The sequence below is a fragment of the Pedobacter humicola genome (assembly GCF_056490705.1).
In genome coordinates, this window is sequence record NZ_JBWJIG010000002.1 from 258,617 (window position 1) to 278,135 (window position 19,519).

Below are 19,519 nucleotides of genomic sequence, written 5' to 3' on the forward strand. Positions count from 1 at the left end.
CGTTGCAACTGCCGGATGTTTCCTGGCCAATCCACGTTAGTTATACTTATATTTTTAAAATAATTTAAAGTATTTTACGGTCTGGTCCGTTTTGACTATTATGATATTCTCCATAAGAGAATATGTGATAAAAGAGAGACCCTCACATACCAATACTGAGGGTTTCTGAGAACTTTATTTTAACAAAAAACATGGCAAGGAAACATTTAAACAGCGGTAATCCACAGGGCATTGAATTGCCAAAGGCAAAGATCAACAGGCAATCCTTAAGCCAGGTGACACGTTTGCTTACCTACCTAAAACCATACCGGCCTCAGTTCATAGCCGCACTGTGCTTTCTGTTTCTTTCAAGCCTTGTGGGCCTTGCATTTCCTACATTCATCGGTGCGTTGATTGATACTGCCCAGGGAAAAAAGACCAGCAGTTATCTGCCCGGAACGATATACGGTATCTTGCTATTGGCTTTTATTGTGTTGGCCCTACAGGCAGTGGTGTCGTACTTCCGTATACTCTGGTTTGTCAATGTAGCTGAACGCTCGTTGGCAGACATCAGACGCGACACCTACTTTAAGTTAATCACGCTACCTATGAGCTTTTTTTCAGGCCGAAGGGTGGGCGAGCTCAACAGCAGGATATCCGCAGATCTATCACAGGTACAGGATACGCTGACCACCACTATCGCCGAAATGTTGAGGCAGGCGATCCTGCTGGCGGGCGGCATTGTATTTATGGCCATCATTTCTAAAAAACTCGTACTTGCCCTTCTGCTGGTCCTGCCGCTGATGGTCGTCTTTGCCGTTTTATTCGGCAGGTTCATCAAAAAAATCTCACGGCAGGCCCAGGATAAAATGGCAGAATCCAATACGATAGTAGAAGAAACCCTATTGGGCATTTCCAATGTCAAGGCCTTTGTAAATGAATCTTACGAGGCCACGCGTTACCGCAATACCATTGCTGAGGTGGCCACCATCGCAATCAAAGGAGCCAAATTCAGGGGAATGTTTGTCTCATTTATAGTATTATGTGTTTTTGGCGGTATTCTCGCAGTGGTTGGCTACGGTTGCGTCCTAGTCAGCCGGCAGGAAATCACCCTTGGTGAACTGTTGAAATTTTCGCTTTACGCGATGTTCCTGGGAAGTTCTCTCGGTAGTTTCCCCGAACTGTTTGCGAACCTCCAAAAGGCTTTAGGGGCCAGCGAACGTGTACTGGAAATTTTGGCGGAAAAGGGCGAAGAGGTATCCATAAATGAAAAAGATTCCTTAGTGGTCCAGAAAATTGAAGGCAATCTTTCCTTTGACAATGTGAGCTTTGCCTACCCTTCCCGACCGGAAATAGAAGTATTGAACAAGGTATCCTTTGAGGCCAGTGCCGGTCAGAGGATAGCGATCGTGGGTCCGAGCGGCTCTGGAAAATCCACCACCGCAGGACTGATCTTACAGTTTTATCATCCCCAGAGCGGCAATATATTGTTCGATGGCAGGCCAGCAAAAGAATATTCACTCACTGACATCAGGAACCAGGTGGCGATCGTTCCGCAGGATGTGATGCTGTTTGGAGGAACTGTATTGGAAAACATAGCATACGGAAAATTATCTGCTACCAGAGAAGAAATTCTCCAATCGGCAAAACAGGCAAATGCACATGATTTTATCTGCTCATTTCCTGACGGCTATGAGACGGTGGTCGGTGAACGGGGAGTAAAGCTATCGGGCGGACAGCGGCAACGCATCGCAATTGCCAGGGCACTGTTAAAAAACCCGGCAATTTTGATCCTTGACGAGGCTACCTCATCGCTGGACTCGGAATCCGAACGTCTGGTGCAAGAGGCGCTCGAGGGACTGATGAAGGGCCGTACATCCATAATCATAGCACACCGGTTATCCACTATCCGTGAAGCCGACAAAATTATCGTACTGGAAGGTGGACAGGTTATTGAATCCGGCACGCATAAGGAACTGATAAGAACTGATCAGGGGCTTTACAGATACCTGAGCGGTCTGCAGTTCGATATGGGCGCCTGATAGTCCAAAATTTATCCGGCAAAAATCATAAACCTGTAAAGGCAGATCGGCACTCCCGAAAATTATCAGGCAGCATTCTCATCAAATTAAAATTCTTCTGCATAAATAATATAATAACGGGAATTCAAGGAACGATGAGTAAACAACAGAATTTTGTTTTATTAAACTAGTTATATTTTTACCGGGGGCAGCCGGGCTACTTTTGTATAAATAAAAACACAGTTATTATGAATACATCAGTTGAAAAAATGATCGGTCAGTACGTTTCAGCCTGGAACGAAAACAGTTTGGAAAAGTACAGGGAGGAATTTAAGAAGTGCTGGACTTTAGATGCCGTTTATACCGATCCGTATGGTGAATACAATGGACTGGAAGCCCTATCTGTTTTCGCCCACAAATCACTTGGCATTATGCCAGAGAGGAAGTTCAGCATCTTGGAAGAGCCCGAGTACCATCATCAAAGTGGAAGATACGCCTGGAGTGTAGAAATTTCTGGCAGGACGAATGTAGGATATGATTACTTTGAATTTAATGGTAATTTTGAAATCACACGTCTGGTAAGCTTTTTTAAGCTACCCGATGATTATCCCGTAGAAAAACTTGGTTAAACGCTGGGCAATGCGCTGATTCTTTAATTTATCAAAAAGGGTTCGTGCCTTGCTAATAAAAAAAAACAATGTACGAACTCTTTTTTCAGAACCTGGCCAGGCATATCCATTTGGAGCCCTTTGAAAAGCATCTGATTGAAAACAGACTGCAAACAAAAACAATCAGCAAAAATGATGTGCTTTTGCAGGCCGGGGCTTACTGCAGAAATATTTATTTTGTAACCAAAGGCTGTTTACGTATTTTTCAAAACCATCCTGACGGAAGCGAAACCAGCGTCCTATTCTGTCCCAGAGACTGGTGGGCATGCGACATCATCAGCTTTTCGCAAGGCCTACCCTCAGTTTATTCCATCGAAGCACTTGAAGATACTGAAATAAACTTTATCAGTTCTACTCATCTGGAAGAACTCTACAACGAGTTGCCCAAACTCGAACGGTTCTTCAGAATTCTGTTCCAGAATGGGTTTGCCCTCTACCAGGCGCGGCTTACCCTGGCCCTTTCCAGTTCGGCCGAAGTACGTTATGCACTGTTCAGAAAACAATATCCCACGCTGATGAACAGGATTGCTCAAAAACATATCGCCAGCTATTTGGGCATCACCCCTGTTTTCTTAAGCATCATCAGGAAAAGGTGAAGATCCCCTTGGAAAAGATACAAATATTAGGGTAACAACCTTTGGAGGGTCCACCATATGCAATACTTTCGTAACATTGTTATTGAAATGAAATTAATACCTTGTATAACATAATCAACGATAATGCGCAATCTAAAAAGATCCGAAATGTACACATAAAAAGAGATAAGGAACATGATCAGCCCCGGGCAGCACCTCCGTTTCCACAAAAACTTAAATCAAAAACTCCTTTTATAAAAACAGCCGATTATTATAAAAATGATTACCCATCCCCTTGATTCAGCGCCATCTATATTGGACAATGATTTTTACAAGTTCACCATGCAACAGGCTGTGGTACGCCTTTTCCCATCGGCAATGGCCCGCTACAGTTTTATCAACCGCGGAAAACACCGCTTTCCTTTAGGTTTTGGGCATGTTTTGAAGGAAAGGATAAATGAAATGTCTAAACTGCAACTCACAAATGAAGAAAAGAACTTTCTCAGTGTTAACTGCCCCTATCTTGATCCGCTTTATCTGGATTTTTTGGCTGGTTACCGTTACGACCCAAATGAGGTGAGCATTATACAGAAAGGGGAAGATATCGACATCCGCATTGAAGGACATTGGTACCGGAGCATCCTTTGGGAAGTACCGGTGATGTCGCTGATCTGCGAACTGTACTACCAAATGACTGATGGCAAAAGGATACCGGATGAAGCGCTCATTAAAGGTACTGCTACAAAGGCAAAACAGTTCCGCGCACTTGGGGTAAATATTGCCGAATTCGGCACCCGCCGCCGCCACAGCTACCATGTACAGAAACTTGTGATCGATACCTTTAACCGCGAGGGAGGAAAAACATTTGTGGGCACAAGTAACGTTCATTTTGCCATGCTCCATCAAACCAGGCCTATAGGTACCCATGCCCACGAATGGTTTATGTACCATGCAGCAGTGTATGGTTTCCCTCAGGCCAATGCCGCTTCCCTACAACACTGGGTGGATGTTTTTCGTGGCGATCTGGGCATAGCGCTTTCCGACACCTACACAACAGATGTATTTCTCACACAATTCGATAAAATGTTCTCCAAACTTTTCGATGGTGTACGCCAGGACAGCGGCAACCCAATTGAATTTGCAGACAAGCTCATCTCGCACTACAGCAGGCTCGGCATAGACCCATTGACCAAAACCATCATCTTTTCCGACGGACTTGATTACGAAAAGGTTGCCAGAATTACAGATCACTGCAGGGATAAGATCGGGTTTTCATTTGGCATTGGCACAAACCTCAGTAACGATGTAGGTTTAGAAGCGATGAACATCGTGATCAAAATGACGGAAACCAGACAGGCGAATGGTAAATGGACGCCTGTAGTAAAGTTATCAGATAGCCCGGATAAACATACCGGGAATGAGGCCATGATTACCGCAGCAGAGGTAATACTAAATATTGGTCATTTCAAGCGTTTGTAAAAATTATCTGCGGGGATATAGTCTGAGGGTTGAAAGCTTATGAAAAGCTTTTCCTGATAATTCTTCTTGCCTTTCATGATATAAAAACAATAATTATATCATTGATTATCAAATATTTGAATAAATCAATCGTAAAACAACGATTAATTATTTGGATAAGATTATTCACAATCGTAATATTGCGATATAAAATTATGGGACTTACAAAAACAGAGATATTCACCACCGAGCAGAACCAGCTTTCAACACTTTTGAAAGCCATTGCCCATCCCGCAAGGATTGCAATCCTACAACAGATCATATCGGCGAATGCCTGCATCTGTGGTGATCTTGTGGAAGAGCTCGGACTTGCCCAGGCCACAATTTCACAGCATCTAAAAGAATTGAAAAACGCAGGTATCATTCAGGGAACGATAGATGGCGTTAAAGTCTGTTACTGTATAGAACCAAGGGTCTGGGCGCTACTGGCAAAGCTATTCGGAGATTTTATGGGTTCCTATGTTGATCCCAAGGGCTGTTGCTAGCCCTTTTTTTAAACAAATCTATCGCAAAATTACGATGCATAAGTAGAAAAAATATGAAACTATCAGAAATCAAAACCATCTTGGCAACAGCTGAAGCAGTTAGTTTCCAAGTAGAAAACGGTGAGACCGTTCCAGAGCACTTCCATGTGACCGAGGTGGGAATCATTACCAAGGACTTTATCGACTGTGGTGGCAAGGTTCGCCATGAAAAGGTAGCCAACTTCCAGTTATGGGACGCAGATGACTACGAGCATCGCCTAAAAGCAGGCAAACTGCTAAACATCATTTCGCTTTCCGAAAAGGTGCTGGGAATGGAAGACCTCGAAATCGAAGTAGAATACCAATCTGGAACCATTGGCAAATATGACCTTGGCTTTGACGGAACGAATTTCCTTTTGCTAGCCAAACAGACCGCTTGTCTTGCTAGGGAAGCCTGTGGAGTCGAAGATGCGCCAAAAAATGGAATAATTAATCTGGCAGGTGCGTCGAACAATTGTATACCTGGTGGCGGTTGCTGTTAAACCATTTGTCATGCAAATCAGGGAACTATTGGCCTCAGATTGGGAGGATGTAAAATTGATTTACGAAAAAGGTATAAGCACGGGCAACGCCACTTTTCAGACCAGTGCGCCCCCTTGGGAAGAATGGGACAGCTCCCATCTTGGAACATGCAGGATTGTTGCCGAAGAAAACGGAAAACTAGTCGGATGGGCAGCATTGACACCTGTTTCTTCGCGTTGCGTTTATGCAGGGGTAGCTGAAGTTAGCGTATATGTTAACCCCGAGCAATCGGGCAACGGAATCGGGCTTGCACTCTTGGAAGAACTCGTCGGCTTGAGTGAAGCAGAAGGAATATGGACATTACAGGCTGGTATATTTCCTGAAAATATCGGAAGCCTTCGCATCCATGAAAAGGCGGGCTTTAGGACACTTGGGACTAGAGAAAAAATTGGAAAACAGAACGGGGTTTGGAGGGACACTGTACTAATGGAAAGAAGGAGCAGTACAGTCATTTAACGATAAAAATTTATGAAGAAAATATTAGTGCTATGCACTGGGAACAGTTGCAGGAGCCAGATCGCAGAAGGCTATTTAAGGCATTTTTCTGGAGATAAAGCAGAAGTATATAGTGCGGGCATCGAAACACATGGCGTAAATCCAAAAGCCATTGAGATCATGAAAAGGGATGGCATAGACATTTCCGGGCATACCTCTGACAATATTGATGAATACACGGGAATCGATTTCGATTACGTGATCACCGTTTGCGACAACGCGAAAGAGAGCTGCCCTTATTTCCCGACCAATGCGGTAAAGTTCCATTATAACTTTCCGGATCCAGGCAAAGCTATCGGTACCGAAGAAGAAGTGATGGAGCAGTTCCGTGAGGTAAGGGAAATGATAAGAAAGTACGCACAGAACTTTGTCAACGAGAACTTAAAGCGTTAAGATGCCGGTAGCTAATTGTGCGCCCGTAGCCGAGCGGAAAAAACTTGGTTTCCTTGACCGTTATCTTACCCTCTGGATATTTTTGGCGATGGGAATCGGGGTAAGTGTTGGCTATTTAATACCATCATCATCAGACTTGATCAATTCATTCTCCACCGGAACGACCAATATACCGCTGGCCATCGGACTCATACTGATGATGTACCCGCCACTGGCAAAAGTGAGATATGAAAAGATGGGCGAAGTATTCAAGGACACAAAGGTGCTAACCGTTTCACTGGTACTGAACTGGGTCATCGGACCACTATTGATGTTCTTTTTAGCGATAACTTTTTTAAGGGATTATCCTGAATATATGGTTGGCCTAATCTTAATTGGACTTGCCCGTTGTATCGCAATGGTCGTGGTGTGGAATGAACTGGCAGAAGGAAACCGCGAATATGCAGCTGGCCTTATAGCGCTGAACAGTATCTTTCAGGTATTGTTGTACAGTGTTTTTGCCTATGTTTTCATTACCATATTGCCTCCCTACTTTGGATTAAAAGGCCTGGAAGTGAATATTACAATTGGTGAAATTGCTAAAAGTGCCGGCATATACCTAGGCCTGCCTTTTGCAATGGGCATTATCTCAAGGTTCGTTTTGATCAAACTTAAGGGAGGAGAATGGTTCCAGGAAAAGTTTGTACCGGTGATATCCCCGATTACCTTGATTGCACTGCTTTTCACCATAGTAATCATGTTCAGCCTTAAGGGTAACCTGATCGTTCAGATTCCGATGGATGTGATTCGCATTGCCATACCGTTAGTGATCTACTTCTCGATTATGTTCGTGGTAAGCTTTTTTGCAGGCAAATACTTCGGTGCAGATTATTCACGCAGCACATCAATTGCTTTCACAGCTACGGGAAACAACTTCGAACTGGCCATTGCAGTTGCCATAGGCGTATTCGGGATCAACTCGGGTCAGGCATTTGCAGGAGTGATCGGTCCACTCGTAGAAGTTCCAGCGCTGATTGCGCTGGTCAACCTCGCATTCTGGTTTCGCAGGAAATATTACAGATAACAAATGCGGCAAATGTTAAGTTGCCGCATTCTAATCCATCTTTTATGGTTATTTCCGAGTTGTGCAACAGCCACGTACGCAAGGCCATGCAGGACCTAAAAGTTTTAGCTCAGGAAATCAGAGCTGAAGTAACAGAAAAGAAAAATAGCGCAAAATAACGTTTATTGCGTTTTGGGGAAATTAGAAAATTTCCGGCGATTGTCCGGAAATTTTCCTTTTATAGCTCTGCCCTTCACCGCCATAATACTTGGTGGAAACAAAATCAAGATCGAACGTGCCGTTTAAATGTTCATAAAAATTATCTGCGGGAATATAGTCCGAGAGAAGACAGCTGATGAAAGCTTTGCCTGATAGTGCCTTTATAATATAAAAATTAATTTAGTGTATTAATTGTAAAATAACGATAGTTTTCGCTAGATCAGCTTGCCTCAACTGCATCGGCCATCATACAACCTTGATCGTGGTATTTGCCAAAAAAGCAGGAGATAGCCTATTTTCCACAAATGCATCAATGAAGAAAAAGAACTTTGGAAAAACCCCATTAAATACAAGGACATCCAACCAGGGCATGACCAGAAGATAGATTTTACAAACGGATCTATACAGTTACTACATCTATAGCCCTTAGGCCCTCAGTTGTCAGAACAATGTTAAAGGTGACCTCGCTATCGACTTCCGGATCATCAAAAATACTTTCGGAGGAGAACCTGATCTCCTGATGGTTTTCATCCATGATAATCCCCATTCCATTCTTATCCACATCTTTAACCTTACCTCTTCTTATCATAATACCTTAAAATGGAACAACCCCATAAATTCAATATAGTTTTAAATTTAACATAAGTTAACCCCCTGAAAAAACCTCCAGAGTATCCATCCAATTGAAATAACCCTTCGACCGGAAAGAATTACCTCCATCAATCTAAAACAAACCGCATGGAATAAACAACTTATGGGACTATTGTATTTCCGGGCACGCAATTTGCCTGTACTCGCCAATGAAGATGATGACAGCAATTGATAGTTTTGCCCAGGTAAAAAAACATTTATTGAAACAGTTTAAAACATTCTTGGCCACCCTGGATGTGGAAAGTGATTTCATTGAAATCTCTGTACAGCATGAAGGCGCAAATTTTCAGTTCCGTCTTTGTGGAACGATCGGTCCCTCAGGCTCACCTGCATGGGATGTAGTCCGGGTTGTTAACCAGAGTATTATACCGCTTTCAAACTCAAGAAGGCTTGTGAGCTTGTGAGGAAAAAAATCAATTCGATGACTTTAGTGAAAGGAAACTTAAAAGCTTTCAGGGTCAGTATAATTAATGTCAACTTCCGTTTTTAGCGCCTAACCAGGAATTCGGCCCGGCTGCATTCTTAGAGCAAGCTGTTGTCTATGAACGGCCAATGCGATTACGTGCAATATTCGCGGCTCATCCCATATTTTCCAAGGTTTTTCTGTACTGTCCCCTTTCCTAAATGGCCATGCTAAATTAATTGCATCCCGGTGCGTTCGTTTACTCTTAATTAAAGCTTGTATTTTTTGGCAGTTTACGCCGGAGTTGTTGCTACTGAAATTCTGATAAGAACTTAATCTCCCAAAAACCCAAACGGAGCGCAAAATCGTGAAGGGATCAACCTATCCTCCTGATAGGAATGTGCCACATATCTGGGTGCTGAACAGGGAAGCAATACCATTGATCACATTTCGTTTTATAAAATCAGAAATAAAATATAAATAACATTAATGATTTATCTCTTCAAAAGAGATGCGATGCCTAGTTGGTAATATATTTGGATGAAATAAGCAAGAGTAAGGTCCGGTCTGCTTTGGCCTCATCATAGTTTTCCTTTAGCAACTGGTTGATATGTTTGTTCTTAAGCTTAACCGCTGCCATCTGTAAAACCTGGAAAGAGGCCATTTCGACACTCTCAATGTTCTGCAAATAGAAAATGATCGAAAGATCACGAAGTTCGGGCTCACCCGCCTGTTCATCAATCGCTTCGAAAGCGTCCTGAATAAGACCTGTTAGTCCGTGGATACTACCTCTTGAGACCTCAGCGTCCAGCAGGGAATATATAACTTCCATTCTTGCGATCTGTTTTTCCACATCAGCAACAGTCTCGATAATAGCGTTCTTAAGATCGGCAAACTCCACTTCGTCTGCGAAAATAGGCAGTTTGGAAACCAAGTGCAGCTTCGCGCCATAAATACGGTCGAGATGCTTTATAAAAAAAACTTTTAGTCTATCGGACCCAAGATTTATCTTTTTCCAGGAACGGGATTTTTCAGGTTTTTCGGACATCGTAGCGCATTATCGCACTAAGTTATAAATTCTTTAACTTTTTCGAGCAATCTGTAGATATCAAATGGTTTGTTAAGGTAACCGTTTGCCCCGCATGAACGGGCCCGCTGACGCACATCAGGCTCGGCGGAAAACAACAGTACCGGAATTGCTGTAAGTTCCAGCTCCTGTTTGATCTCTGAACAGATTTCATCCCCGGTCTTCGAAAATCCTGTTATCCTGACATCCAGCAGGATCAGGTCCGGCCCGATCAGCCTGACCTGATCAGCAGTAGTGCCTGTGTTCTTGACAATAACATCATACCCCTCTTCTGCAAAGACGATATCCAAAATATTAAGAATGTCCTCATCATCATCGATCACCAATATACGCTTAGCCATTTATCCTGTTTATAATATTGTGAAAATGCCATTAAATTTTGAAGAGCGTTACCTACCGCTACAACAGCTCCGCAACGTGTATTCCGTACACCTCATAAAATAGCCGGTTAAAATGTCCCCTGGAATTATAGCCCGCTATGCTTGAAATTTCCTTTACAGTACGGTACCTGCCCGACCCGATCGCTTCCCAGGCCAGCTGAAGGCGGATCACCCTAACAAGCTTGTTGGGGGTAATGCCCAGTATGCCGTGCACCCTGCGGAATAACTGCCGCTGGCTAAGTGCAAGTCCATCGCTGATCAGGTCCAGATTGAGATCTGCTTTACCAGCATGCTCTCGCACGATCTTTTCAAAACTGTTGAGCCAGAGCTGGTCCGATTGGGAAGGCTCATCAACTTTTTTTTGATCGTCTTCGGCCTTAAAGGCAACAAAAGTCCTGTCCACGCTTGATCTCGGCTGTCTAAACCTCGACTGATGGTCATCATTGATCATCCCAAGGATTGAAGATATCCGCTCATACTCTTCCAGCTGCCTCCGAAAAGTAATGTCCTTTGCAATGGCAAAGACCAGACTGTCCTTTTGTATCGGCACCGATGTCCAGCTCAGCCAAACAACTGCACCATCCTTGGGTGATGTACCTGTTCTCAAAATTCAGTAATGAGCGGCCCTGCAAAAGTGCTGTCCGTTTTTCAGCTGTCCTCTCCTTATCATCGGGATGGATAAAATCACTGATCGGGGATGCAAACAGTTCCCCTTCAGAATAGCCAAGTACCTTGCAAACCGCCGGGTTGATCTTCTTGAAATATCCATCAAATCCAGCAATGCACAATAAGTCTGGCACAACCTCAAAAAAATACTCCAGGTCAAAAACCTTCTGAGATTTTAACTTGACCATTCCATTTCCTGATTCATATCACTACATGTTAACTGATTGTTGCCTGCTGACACCATTGAAATGCAAATCTTGCCCAAATTGTTTTGAATTCCGCACTAACGTATTGATTATGTCAATTTTGGGAACACATTCGGCAGTTCTGTGACTGAATTCACTTATTTTTTTTCAGTTATAATACCAGAATCAGTTGACCTATCTCGGGCGCAGCACTTTCCTGGGTTGATGGACAGCACCTGAACTGTTCTACATGAGCTAACCAGTTGGAAAAGGCATGATAAATGCCCTAAAATGTGTATCCTTGCACTACAAACAAAGTTAAGTAGAAATTATCCTTGAGAGATGGAATTGACTAAGCAGCAGAAAGATATTATAAACTCTGAGGGTAATATAAAAATAAACGCTGTAGCAGGTTCAGGAAAAACAACCACCATCATTGAATATGCAGCAACCAGACCATCGGGCAGCGGGATTCTGTACCTGGCTTTTAACAAAGCCGTAAAAACTGAAGCAGCAAATAAATTCAGGGACAAGGGATTACAGAACGTAACTGTAGAAACGGCCCATTCCCTCGCCTTTCGCCAGGTGGTATGGAGAAGCAGATACCAGGTAAAAAACAGGGATTATACTACAGATGAAATCATCAGTATTCTCAAATTACAGGGTACAGGTGAAAAGCATAGCCAACTTCTCATTGCCAACCACATCCTTAAACTCAGCTCGTATTTCTGTAACAGTGATCTATGGAAGGTTCAAAATTTAGATTATATAAATCTCTTAGAGGATGATGAGGCTAAAACTTTCGTTAGTAACGCTTATGATTACATCATCAACCAGACCAGGGTCTTCCTTGGAAAAATGGATAAAGGAGAAATCGAAATCACACATGATTTTTATTTAAAAAAATTCCAGCTCCAACAGCCACAGCTGGGCTTTGATTACATCCTTTTTGATGAAGCTCAGGATGCCTCCCCCGCAATGCTCGATATCTTTTTAAAACAGAAGGCAACCAAAGTCATTGTGGGAGACACCCATCAACAGATTTATGGCTGGCGTTACGCCGTAAACTCCCTGGAAAAAGCAAACTTCAAAACTTAGCACCTTTCGGTCAGTTTCCGCTTTGGACAGGACATCGCAAACCTTGCCATGGAAACCCTCAGACTGAAAAACCTGTTGGAGCCCCAACGCCCCATGACTATACTGGGCAAAGGCAGGGAAACAAAGATCAAAACCAACGCGGTGATCGCACGGACAAACCTTGGCCTGCTGGTTAAAGCCATTGAATATGTGACCGAGCGAAAAAACATCAAACATATCTATTTCGAGGGGAACATAAACTCCTACACCTATGCCGATGATGGCGCTTCACTATATGATATTTTGAGCTTATATAACGCAAACCATGAGCAGATCAGGGATCCTGTCATCAGATCAATGCGTGATATGGAGGATCTGGAAGCATATATTGAGCAGACCGCGGACGCAGGGTTATCGATGATGATAGAACTGGTGCGCCTGTACGGCAACAGCATTCCCGGCATGATCAAAGCCATCAAAGAAAAACATGTGCACCAGGATGAAAAAGCAAAGGCTGAAATTGTTTTTTCCACCGTTCACCGCTGCAAGGGAATGGAATATGACGCGGTGCTTTTAGCAGATGATTTCGTAACAGAGGAAAAAATCAGAAGGCTAAGGGACGACAGAAACGCTCAGGCCGGGCAATTTAACAGGATGAACGAAGAAATCAACCTACTGTACGTCGCCATTACAAGGGCCAAAAACGGTCTGTATATACCCGAGACACTGGTCCCAAAACACTTCCCGGTCTCTCCTAAGATATACCTTATAGCGGCACCTAAGCAGCCGCCCAACCTACCCACGGGTCATCAGAAAAAGCATACTGAAACAAAATCAAACAGCCGTGAGAGAAACACGCCAGCAGCAAATCAATCCTGGACAGTGGAGCTGGACAATGAGCTCACCATCATGTATGCTGACGGTTACGGCCCCAGTGACCTCTCCCTGCATTTTGGCCGCTCGAGAACAGCAATCAGTATGAGAATCAAAAAATTAGGACTCGAAGATCTATATTTTTGATTATAAGTTATCGCGGCATTCTTAAGTGACGTTAACATAGCTTAAAATACGCGGTCCAACAACATCAATAAAGCGGTCACTTCCTATACCTTTTGAATTTGCCCATGACTGTTTTTAAAAAGAGCATGTTATTCAGATTCACCTGCCAGTTTCATTTTTGAACCCAATACAAACAGATAAAAGGAAGTGCTGCAGGGCTAATTAAAATTACCGAATCCCAGAAGTTGTGTAGCGTAAGATCATTATAATCCTCAATTGGTTTATTTAAAATTCCTACCGCCATAAAATGCCTTCTTCGGCGCTTCTTCGCGCACCTGAGCTCGTTTATTTTGAGAAGGATAAGGAGCCGTTTTCTCATCCCCACGGGCCAAGGTCAATATCGGCAGCTCATCAACCTCACGCTGAACTAGCTTGCCCAGCATCTTTGTAAAATCAAAACACTTGCTCACGATCACATGTACCACCTGACCCTCGCGCTGCAAACGGCCTTCCACCATAAGCAGCCTAGCGTGCAATATTTCTTTGCGATAGGTTTCAAACAGCTTTTCAAATACCACCAGATTAGAATACCCGCTTTCATCTTCAATGGTTATAAAACAAACACCGCCAGCAGTTCCGGGGCGTTGTCTAACCAGCACCAGCCCGGCAATTTTCACCAATTGCCCATCAGTGGAATCATTGTTGATATGATAGCAACTGCGGATATTGAGCATATCCAGTTGCGGCCTCAAGAAACTCACCGGATGTGCCTTCAGCGAAAGTCCGACCGTTGCATAATCCTGGACCACATGCTCTCCCCTTCCCATAAGTGGCAGCTCGACCTGTGTTTCAAGCACGCTCTCAGATGCCTGTCCCTTGAATAGTTCAACCGGTATATCCTGCAAGGCCGAAACTTCCCATAATGCCTTGCGCCGATCCAATCCCATAGAACGAAAAGCATCTGCATCGGCCAATCTTTCCAGTGTGGCTATAGATACTCCCACATCACGAAGAGCAGTTATGCTTATATATCCCTCGGCACGTCCATTTACCAAAATTTCGATTTCATCTGCCCGAATGCCGCTGATCTGCCGAAATCCCAAACGCAGCGCAAAATATTTGCCCGATTTTTCTTCGAGTTTATTATCCCACAGCGAATGATTGACATCGACCTCACGCACCTCAACGGTATGTTTCTGTGCGTCAATAACGATTTGTGCCGGCTGGTAAAATCCCATTGGCATACTGTTAAGCAATGCCGCAGCGAAAGCATCCGGATAATAATGCTTTAGCCAACAGGAAACATATACCAACAGCGCAAAGCTTGCCGCATGGGATTCAGGAAATCCATAGCTTCCGAAACCCTCCAATTGTTTAAATATACGTTTTGCGAACTCAAGCGTATAGCCTTTTGCCAGCATTCCGTCAATTAGCTTCTGCTCATACTGATTGACCAATCCCTTGAACTTAAAAGTTGCCATGCTACGGCGCAATCCATCAGCCTCGGCTGGCGTGAACCCTGCCGCAACGATTGCGATCTTCATCGCTTGTTCCTGGAACAGCGGTACGCCCAAGGTTCTTCCCAAAATCTCCTCCAGTTCCGGAGAAGGATAGACCACAGGTTCTTCCCCATTTCGCCTGCGCAAATAGGGATGCACCATATCTCCCTGGATAGGTCCGGGCCGAACGATTGCAACCTCGATTACCAGGTCGTAAAATTCCCTTGGCTTCAGTCTTGGCAACATCGACATCTGAGCACGGCTCTCGATCTGGAATACGCCTAGCGTATCAGCCAAGCAGATCATATCATACACATCGGGATCATCCTGGGGGATGTTTGCCAAGGTAAACTGTTTGCCGTAATGATTTCTGCACAGATCAAAAGCTTTCCGTATGCAGGTAAGCATGCCCAATGCCAGCACATCTACCTTTAAAAATCCAAGCGCATCGATATCATCTTTGTTCCACTCGATATTCGTGCGGTTCTCCATCCGGGCATTTAAAATTGGGCACAGGTCTGTAAGCTTGCCTTGCGTCACTACAAATCCCCCCGTATGCTGGCCAAGCTGGCGGGGAAAGCCCATCATCTGTGAGGTAAGCTCGAGTGTCTTTCTAAGATGCGGGTCGTTTGGGTTTAAGCCCTGTTCGGTCACCCTTTTGCTCTCGAACCACTCATCGGTGAACTCCCAAATGGAATTTGACAACCGGTTGATCGTATCCACTGAAAGTCCCATTGCTTTACCCACATCACGGATAGCGCCTTTCTGGTGCTGCTGGGTAACAGTAGCCACGATTGCCGCCCGGTCACGGCCGTATTTATTATAGATATACTGGATGATTTCCTCTCTCCGTTCATGCTCAAAATCCACATCGATATCCGGCGGCTCGTTTCTGGCCGGAGAAATAAAGCGTTCAAACAGCAGGTCAAATTTCATCGGATTAACGGAGGTAATTCCCAGCACAAAGCAGATGGCAGAATTCGCCGCAGAACCGCGCCCCTGACAAAGGATCCCCCTTGACCTTCCCTCCCGCACGATATCCTCTACAAAAAGAAAATAATTCGCATAGTCCATCTGTTTAACAAAGGCCATCTCATGGTGGATCATCCTGATCACTTTTTCAGGGATCACTTCCCCATAAAATTCATGCGCCCCTTTCCAGGTTAGGAATTCCAGTTCTTCCATTGGACTGCGTCCGCTTTGATTGATCTCCTGTGGATAAACATACTTTAATTCATCAAGCGAAAAATTACATGCCTCGGCAATCACCATTGTATTTTTGATTGCATCGGGATATTTTCTAAACAACCTGTCCATCTCGGCAACCTCTTTCATATATCGTTCCGCATTTTGGTGCAACCGAAAACCTGCCTCCTGAATTGTGCATTTTTCTCTGACACATGTAAGCACATCCTGTAACTCCCTGCGGGATGTATCATGGTAATGTACATCGCCAGTAGCCACTACAGGTATTCCGTAAAACTCGGCAAGCTGGGAAGTACGGAAAATAAGCTTATCATCATTTCCCATATAGGACCTCGTTGCCGCCAGATACAATTGACCTCTTAATGCCTGTTGGTACTGGGCAACCGCATTGATAAAACTGGGTTCGTATTCGAACCTGCGGTTCAGTTCTCCAGGCATCACTACTGTAAAGATTATTCCCTTGCTGTACTCATAAACATCGGTCCGTGAAATATGGCAGGAACCTTTTTCCGCTCGCATATTGCCCAGTGTAAGCAGTGCAGACAGCCTGCCATACGCCTCCCGGTCTGTCGGATAGGCAAGCAGACTAGGTCCGTCCAGTAGATCCAGCCTACAGGCTGGGATCAGTTTGACGTTTTTTTCTCTGCATGCCGCATGCGCACGCACAATGCCGGCAAGGGTATTCCTATCTGTAATCGCAATTTTTTTATACCCAAAGGTTTCTGCCTGGTCTACCAGCTCATGGGCATGGGAAGCGCCCCGCAGGAAGCTAAAATTCGAAGTTACCTGTAATTCGCTGTAAGCCATAATTTGCCCCTTTTATGGAAAAAATCCATGAATAAACCACTTGTACTTTTGTTCTCCATCGTAATGTCCTGAACGAAAAAGCCAATAACGGCCTCCCTGTTCATCCTCCACCTGGTAATAATCCCTGTGCTCTCCCTGATCGAGCCACCACTCGCGCTCGATGCGCTCCGGGCCATCTGCTTTGGCCACCAGATGCCGGACTCCCCTGTAGATGAAAAACTTAGGCGGGTGATCCGGAATAATAGCCATCACCTCTATAGGCGCAGGGATGTTGAGTAGCTCTGTTGGCCGTGGTTTATCTATGCGCCAAGCGGATAAAGGTTTTTCTGTTACCGAGCTAGCATTCAGAACCGTACGTTCAGGCCAGTACCTCGCCACAGGCAGGTAACGGTGGATGACCTGCTGGCCAACCTTTCCAGCTACCCGGTCCAGTAGCCGTATTACGCTCTGGTCATTAAGACCCGGGCGAGATGACCACATTTCTTCCTGTGGCATTTCTACATCATCCACCTTTGGGGCATCGAGGACAAAAAGTTCGATGCCAAGCGCTGGGCGGATCTGATCTACTTTAAGCTGAAAAAGCTTGAATAGATGGCTGGCGCAATGCGTAGCCCCACTGGTTCCGATTACTACCTGTACCACTTTTCCATCGATGCGGTAGCCCGTTAGCACTCCCGTTCGCAGTCCTTTTCCCTCGGCCTGCATCCGCTTACATAAACTTTCGAGCATTTTATTGATGGCGATTTCAATTCCGACCTTGGTTTTTATGGGTTCCAGGCAGGCTAGCCTTTCGCTAAATAAAACGGCCACCTGCAAAGGCACAAGCACCTCGTTCTCTGTTCCGATGGCCTGCGCCAACCTCAATAAAAAACCCTCACCAAAGCGGCGCCGCAAAACCGACCGCGGCATTCCAATAAAACTCTTGATCTGGGAAAAACCCAGTTTTTTAAGCTTTGCAAGTGTCGGCTCTTCCAGTCTAAGCGCCTCTGGGGAAAGATTTAGCAGTGCATCCACCTGTCCGCCCGCACGGATCAATGGCGTAATTTTTCCGTAATGTGAAACCGCCCAGGCAGCGCCCGGCGTATCGGCAATCGCCAATCTCACGGTATATCCCTTGCTTTTTAGCCTAGAAACTATTTCTTTTAGATATCCCCGCTCTCCGCCCCAAAGGTGAGTGCAACCAGAAACATCGAGCAGCAGCCCATCCATTCCGAACTCATCGATGGCAACTATGGGGGAATAGCGCACGCACCATTCGCCTAGGCCTCGCAACAGCTTTCGTGGACGATCTGCCTTATCATCAAGCACCTCAAGCCCAGGGCATATCGCCTTTGCATCGGCAGCGCGCATTCCGACCTCAACACCGAAACTAAATGCTAAAGAACTAACCCCAGTGATCATCATTCGACCATGATCGGGCGCAGCAAAAACAAAGGGCACGCCAGAAAGCTCAGGCCTGCGGATTATCTGCCAGTCAGCCAGTAGCTGGCGGAACCATATGGAAACAAAACGCCTTTGCATGATATCTATACAATTTGCCTGGCCCCCAGATCAGGCCAAACCGTTTGCTTTTCAGCTTTCTTGATTTCTTTAAATTTTTCGCCTGCCCATTCCAGTACAAAACTTCCAGGATTTCCATTGCGCACCTTCAGCAGCTCAACCTGCCAGCGGGGGAAACCCAGTCCGGGCATGCCGTCTTCATTTTCGCTTGGCAACGGGCTGATCTTCCATCTCGCGGTAGCTACCGTACTAGCGGTTTTATTTCCATCCTTTCGAAGGATGAATCCCGTAACTCCACTGGATTCCACGGCAAGTTGCAACCTGCGCGATTCGATGAGACTAACAGTATTTAACTCCGCTACCACCGCAGCGAGCCCTTCGCACTTAAGTGCTTCTTCAGTAATCCAGAGCACATCCTTTTCACTCTGCACATCCATAAATATGATGCGCTCGGGCTCCACGTTGAAAAGGCTAAGCGACGCTGGGAACAATCTGCGGGAGGTACTTACCCAAACGCATGCCGCACCATTTTTCATCAGCACCGCAACAAGGCCAGCGATAAAACCGTCACTTGCCGCAGCATGCTCTGGAAGTATAGTAATAAATTCATGGATGGCTTTCTTGGGGAACACACCGCCAGGAAAAGAATTTTCGATTTCGCCAAGACCTATGCTTTCGGCCTTTACTGAGGACACAGGCTTAAATCCCTGCATCAACAGGATATCCTGTTGCAATTTTTGAAACAACTCCCTTTTACCATCCATAATTAAAATAATTCTAATGCTATTAATTTTAGTATTACGAAAATACACAACAAACATAAAGCTAAAATTGTTAGCAAAAAATGAAATGTGGAAAAGATTGTGTTTTTGGTGGATAAGTTGATCCGCGGGGTTAGTGAAGAAAGGTCAGGCAATCTGGCCCTGGCAGGTTGTCCCTTTAAAGAAGCCCTGCAAGATCTATTTACTAAGGCATTTTGATCTGAAAACATTCTTTCCATAAGCCATTTCTGCATCCCCTAAATCAATATTTTTAGGTTATAGATCAGAAATAAAGCTTCCATGATAGGGCAACGGTTATTTACATATAATGCATATTTAGTC

19 protein-coding genes and 2 pseudogenes are annotated in these 19,519 nt (G+C 44.8%); 13 read left to right on the plus strand and 8 right to left on the minus strand.

Going from position 1 to position 19,519, the window contains the following annotated elements; translation table 11 throughout:
* The first annotated feature begins 191 nt into the window (after positions 1–191).
* The 10 genes and pseudogenes from AC04Q1_RS04685 to AC04Q1_RS04730 all read left to right on the plus strand — a co-directional run.
* The gene (locus tag AC04Q1_RS04685) at positions 192–2,021 is read left to right on the plus strand and encodes an ABC transporter ATP-binding protein (RefSeq protein WP_478362287.1); all 1,830 of its coding nucleotides are present in this window, start codon (positions 192–194) and stop codon (positions 2,019–2,021) included.
* A gap of 227 nt (positions 2,022–2,248) precedes the next feature.
* Positions 2,249–2,629, plus strand: a complete 381-nt coding sequence (locus AC04Q1_RS04690; protein ID WP_478362289.1) for a nuclear transport factor 2 family protein — start codon at positions 2,249–2,251, stop codon at positions 2,627–2,629.
* A 68-nt stretch (positions 2,630–2,697) separates the two neighbouring features.
* Complete coding sequence (locus AC04Q1_RS04695) at positions 2,698–3,264, plus strand: Crp/Fnr family transcriptional regulator (protein ID WP_478362291.1); 567 nt, start codon at positions 2,698–2,700, stop codon at positions 3,262–3,264.
* A gap of 258 nt (positions 3,265–3,522) precedes the next feature.
* A complete protein-coding gene (gene pncB / locus AC04Q1_RS04700) occupies positions 3,523–4,722 on the plus strand; it encodes a nicotinate phosphoribosyltransferase (protein ID WP_478362294.1) in 1,200 nt (399 codons plus the stop codon).
* A 194-nt stretch (positions 4,723–4,916) separates the two neighbouring features.
* Positions 4,917–5,246: an ArsR/SmtB family transcription factor gene (locus tag AC04Q1_RS04705; RefSeq protein WP_478362296.1), complete on the plus strand. Its 330-nt coding sequence runs from the start codon at positions 4,917–4,919 to the stop codon at positions 5,244–5,246.
* A gap of 53 nt (positions 5,247–5,299) precedes the next feature.
* Positions 5,300–5,767, plus strand: coding sequence for a DUF6428 family protein (locus AC04Q1_RS04710; RefSeq protein ID WP_478362298.1), 468 nt, complete (start codon positions 5,300–5,302; stop codon positions 5,765–5,767).
* Complete coding sequence (locus AC04Q1_RS04715) at positions 5,727–6,263, plus strand: N-acetyltransferase family protein (protein WP_478362300.1); 537 nt, start codon at positions 5,727–5,729, stop codon at positions 6,261–6,263. Before AC04Q1_RS04710 ends, AC04Q1_RS04715 begins: the two co-directional genes overlap by 41 nt.
* Positions 6,264–6,275: 12 nt before the next feature.
* Positions 6,276–6,695: an arsenate reductase ArsC gene (locus tag AC04Q1_RS04720; RefSeq protein ID WP_478362303.1), complete on the plus strand. Its 420-nt coding sequence runs from the start codon at positions 6,276–6,278 to the stop codon at positions 6,693–6,695.
* Position 6,696: 1 nt separating this feature from the next.
* Entirely contained in the window at positions 6,697–7,758 is a 1,062-nt protein-coding gene (gene arsB / locus AC04Q1_RS04725; protein ID WP_478362305.1) for an ACR3 family arsenite efflux transporter, read from the plus strand.
* A gap of 68 nt (positions 7,759–7,826) precedes the next feature.
* Positions 7,827–7,916 (plus strand): annotated as a pseudogene (locus AC04Q1_RS04730) (histone H1); the annotation flags it as partial.
* 440 nt (positions 7,917–8,356) lie between these two features.
* Here the strand turns inward: AC04Q1_RS04730 and AC04Q1_RS04735 are convergent.
* Positions 8,357–8,545, minus strand: a complete 189-nt coding sequence (locus AC04Q1_RS04735) for a hypothetical protein (RefSeq protein ID WP_478362307.1) — start codon at positions 8,543–8,545, stop codon at positions 8,357–8,359.
* A 217-nt stretch (positions 8,546–8,762) separates the two neighbouring features.
* On the opposite strand from AC04Q1_RS04735, the gene AC04Q1_RS04740 reads away from it, so the two are divergent.
* On the plus strand, positions 8,763–9,011 hold the full coding sequence (locus tag AC04Q1_RS04740) for a hypothetical protein (RefSeq protein ID WP_478362309.1): 249 nt from the start codon (positions 8,763–8,765) through the stop codon (positions 9,009–9,011).
* 519 nt (positions 9,012–9,530) lie between these two features.
* Here the strand turns inward: AC04Q1_RS04740 and AC04Q1_RS04745 are convergent.
* The 4 genes and pseudogenes from AC04Q1_RS04745 to AC04Q1_RS04760 form a co-directional block, all read right to left on the minus strand.
* Positions 9,531–10,058 (minus strand): DUF892 family protein, encoded by a 528-nt coding sequence (locus AC04Q1_RS04745; RefSeq protein WP_478362311.1) that lies wholly within the window; start codon positions 10,056–10,058, stop codon positions 9,531–9,533.
* 17 nt (positions 10,059–10,075) lie between these two features.
* The gene (locus AC04Q1_RS04750; protein WP_478362313.1) at positions 10,076–10,438 is read right to left on the minus strand and encodes a response regulator; all 363 of its coding nucleotides are present in this window, start codon (positions 10,436–10,438) and stop codon (positions 10,076–10,078) included.
* Between the two features lie 58 nt (positions 10,439–10,496).
* Complete coding sequence (locus AC04Q1_RS04755) at positions 10,497–11,084, minus strand: helix-turn-helix domain-containing protein (protein WP_478362315.1); 588 nt, start codon at positions 11,082–11,084, stop codon at positions 10,497–10,499.
* 28 nt (positions 11,085–11,112) lie between these two features.
* Positions 11,113–11,331 (minus strand): annotated as a pseudogene (locus AC04Q1_RS04760) (PAS domain S-box protein); the annotation flags it as partial.
* Positions 11,332–11,670: 339 nt separating this feature from the next.
* Between AC04Q1_RS04760 and AC04Q1_RS04765 the strand changes: the two are divergent.
* Complete coding sequence (locus AC04Q1_RS04765) at positions 11,671–12,426, plus strand: UvrD-helicase domain-containing protein (RefSeq protein WP_478362317.1); 756 nt, start codon at positions 11,671–11,673, stop codon at positions 12,424–12,426.
* Between the two features lie 48 nt (positions 12,427–12,474).
* Positions 12,475–13,425, plus strand: a complete 951-nt coding sequence (locus AC04Q1_RS04770) for a 3'-5' exonuclease (protein ID WP_478362319.1) — start codon at positions 12,475–12,477, stop codon at positions 13,423–13,425.
* A 260-nt stretch (positions 13,426–13,685) separates the two neighbouring features.
* Here AC04Q1_RS04770 and AC04Q1_RS04775 read toward each other — a convergent pair whose 3' ends face one another.
* The 3 genes from AC04Q1_RS04775 to AC04Q1_RS04785 are packed head-to-tail and all read right to left on the minus strand — an operon-like array spanning position 13,686 to position 19,180.
* On the minus strand, positions 13,686–16,916 hold the full coding sequence (locus tag AC04Q1_RS04775; protein ID WP_478362321.1) for an error-prone DNA polymerase: 3,231 nt from the start codon (positions 16,914–16,916) through the stop codon (positions 13,686–13,688).
* Between the two features lie 12 nt (positions 16,917–16,928).
* A complete protein-coding gene (locus AC04Q1_RS04780) occupies positions 16,929–18,437 on the minus strand; it encodes a Y-family DNA polymerase (protein WP_478362323.1) in 1,509 nt (502 codons plus the stop codon).
* A gap of 5 nt (positions 18,438–18,442) precedes the next feature.
* Complete coding sequence (locus AC04Q1_RS04785) at positions 18,443–19,180, minus strand: ImuA family protein (RefSeq protein WP_478362325.1); 738 nt, start codon at positions 19,178–19,180, stop codon at positions 18,443–18,445.
* Positions 19,181–19,519: the final 339 nt, after the last annotated feature.

Bases quoted from the DNA above. Each gene is read 5' to 3' on its own strand.
- AC04Q1_RS04685 (WP_478362287.1), top strand. From the start codon at position 192: ATGGCAAGGAAACATTTAAACAGCGGTAATCCACAGGGCATTGAATTG.
- AC04Q1_RS04690 (WP_478362289.1), top strand. From the start codon at position 2,249: ATGAATACATCAGTTGAAAAAATGATCGGTCAGTACGTTTCAGCCTGG.
- AC04Q1_RS04695 (WP_478362291.1), top strand. From the start codon at position 2,698: ATGTACGAACTCTTTTTTCAGAACCTGGCCAGGCATATCCATTTGGAG.
- pncB (WP_478362294.1), top strand. From the start codon at position 3,523: ATGATTACCCATCCCCTTGATTCAGCGCCATCTATATTGGACAATGAT.
- AC04Q1_RS04705 (WP_478362296.1), top strand. From the start codon at position 4,917: ATGGGACTTACAAAAACAGAGATATTCACCACCGAGCAGAACCAGCTT.
- AC04Q1_RS04710 (WP_478362298.1), top strand. From the start codon at position 5,300: ATGAAACTATCAGAAATCAAAACCATCTTGGCAACAGCTGAAGCAGTT.
- AC04Q1_RS04720 (WP_478362303.1), top strand. From the start codon at position 6,276: ATGAAGAAAATATTAGTGCTATGCACTGGGAACAGTTGCAGGAGCCAG.
- arsB (WP_478362305.1), top strand. From the start codon at position 6,697: ATGCCGGTAGCTAATTGTGCGCCCGTAGCCGAGCGGAAAAAACTTGGT.
- AC04Q1_RS04735 (WP_478362307.1), bottom strand. From the start codon at position 8,545: ATGATAAGAAGAGGTAAGGTTAAAGATGTGGATAAGAATGGAATGGGG.
- AC04Q1_RS04740 (WP_478362309.1), top strand. From the start codon at position 8,763: ATGATGACAGCAATTGATAGTTTTGCCCAGGTAAAAAAACATTTATTG.
- AC04Q1_RS04745 (WP_478362311.1), bottom strand. From the start codon at position 10,058: ATGTCCGAAAAACCTGAAAAATCCCGTTCCTGGAAAAAGATAAATCTT.
- AC04Q1_RS04750 (WP_478362313.1), bottom strand. From the start codon at position 10,438: ATGGCTAAGCGTATATTGGTGATCGATGATGATGAGGACATTCTTAAT.
- AC04Q1_RS04765 (WP_478362317.1), top strand. From the start codon at position 11,671: ATGGAATTGACTAAGCAGCAGAAAGATATTATAAACTCTGAGGGTAAT.
- AC04Q1_RS04770 (WP_478362319.1), top strand. From the start codon at position 12,475: ATGGAAACCCTCAGACTGAAAAACCTGTTGGAGCCCCAACGCCCCATG.
- AC04Q1_RS04775 (WP_478362321.1), bottom strand. From the start codon at position 16,916: ATGGCTTACAGCGAATTACAGGTAACTTCGAATTTTAGCTTCCTGCGG.
- AC04Q1_RS04780 (WP_478362323.1), bottom strand. From the start codon at position 18,437: ATGCAAAGGCGTTTTGTTTCCATATGGTTCCGCCAGCTACTGGCTGAC.
- AC04Q1_RS04785 (WP_478362325.1), bottom strand. From the start codon at position 19,180: ATGGATGGTAAAAGGGAGTTGTTTCAAAAATTGCAACAGGATATCCTG.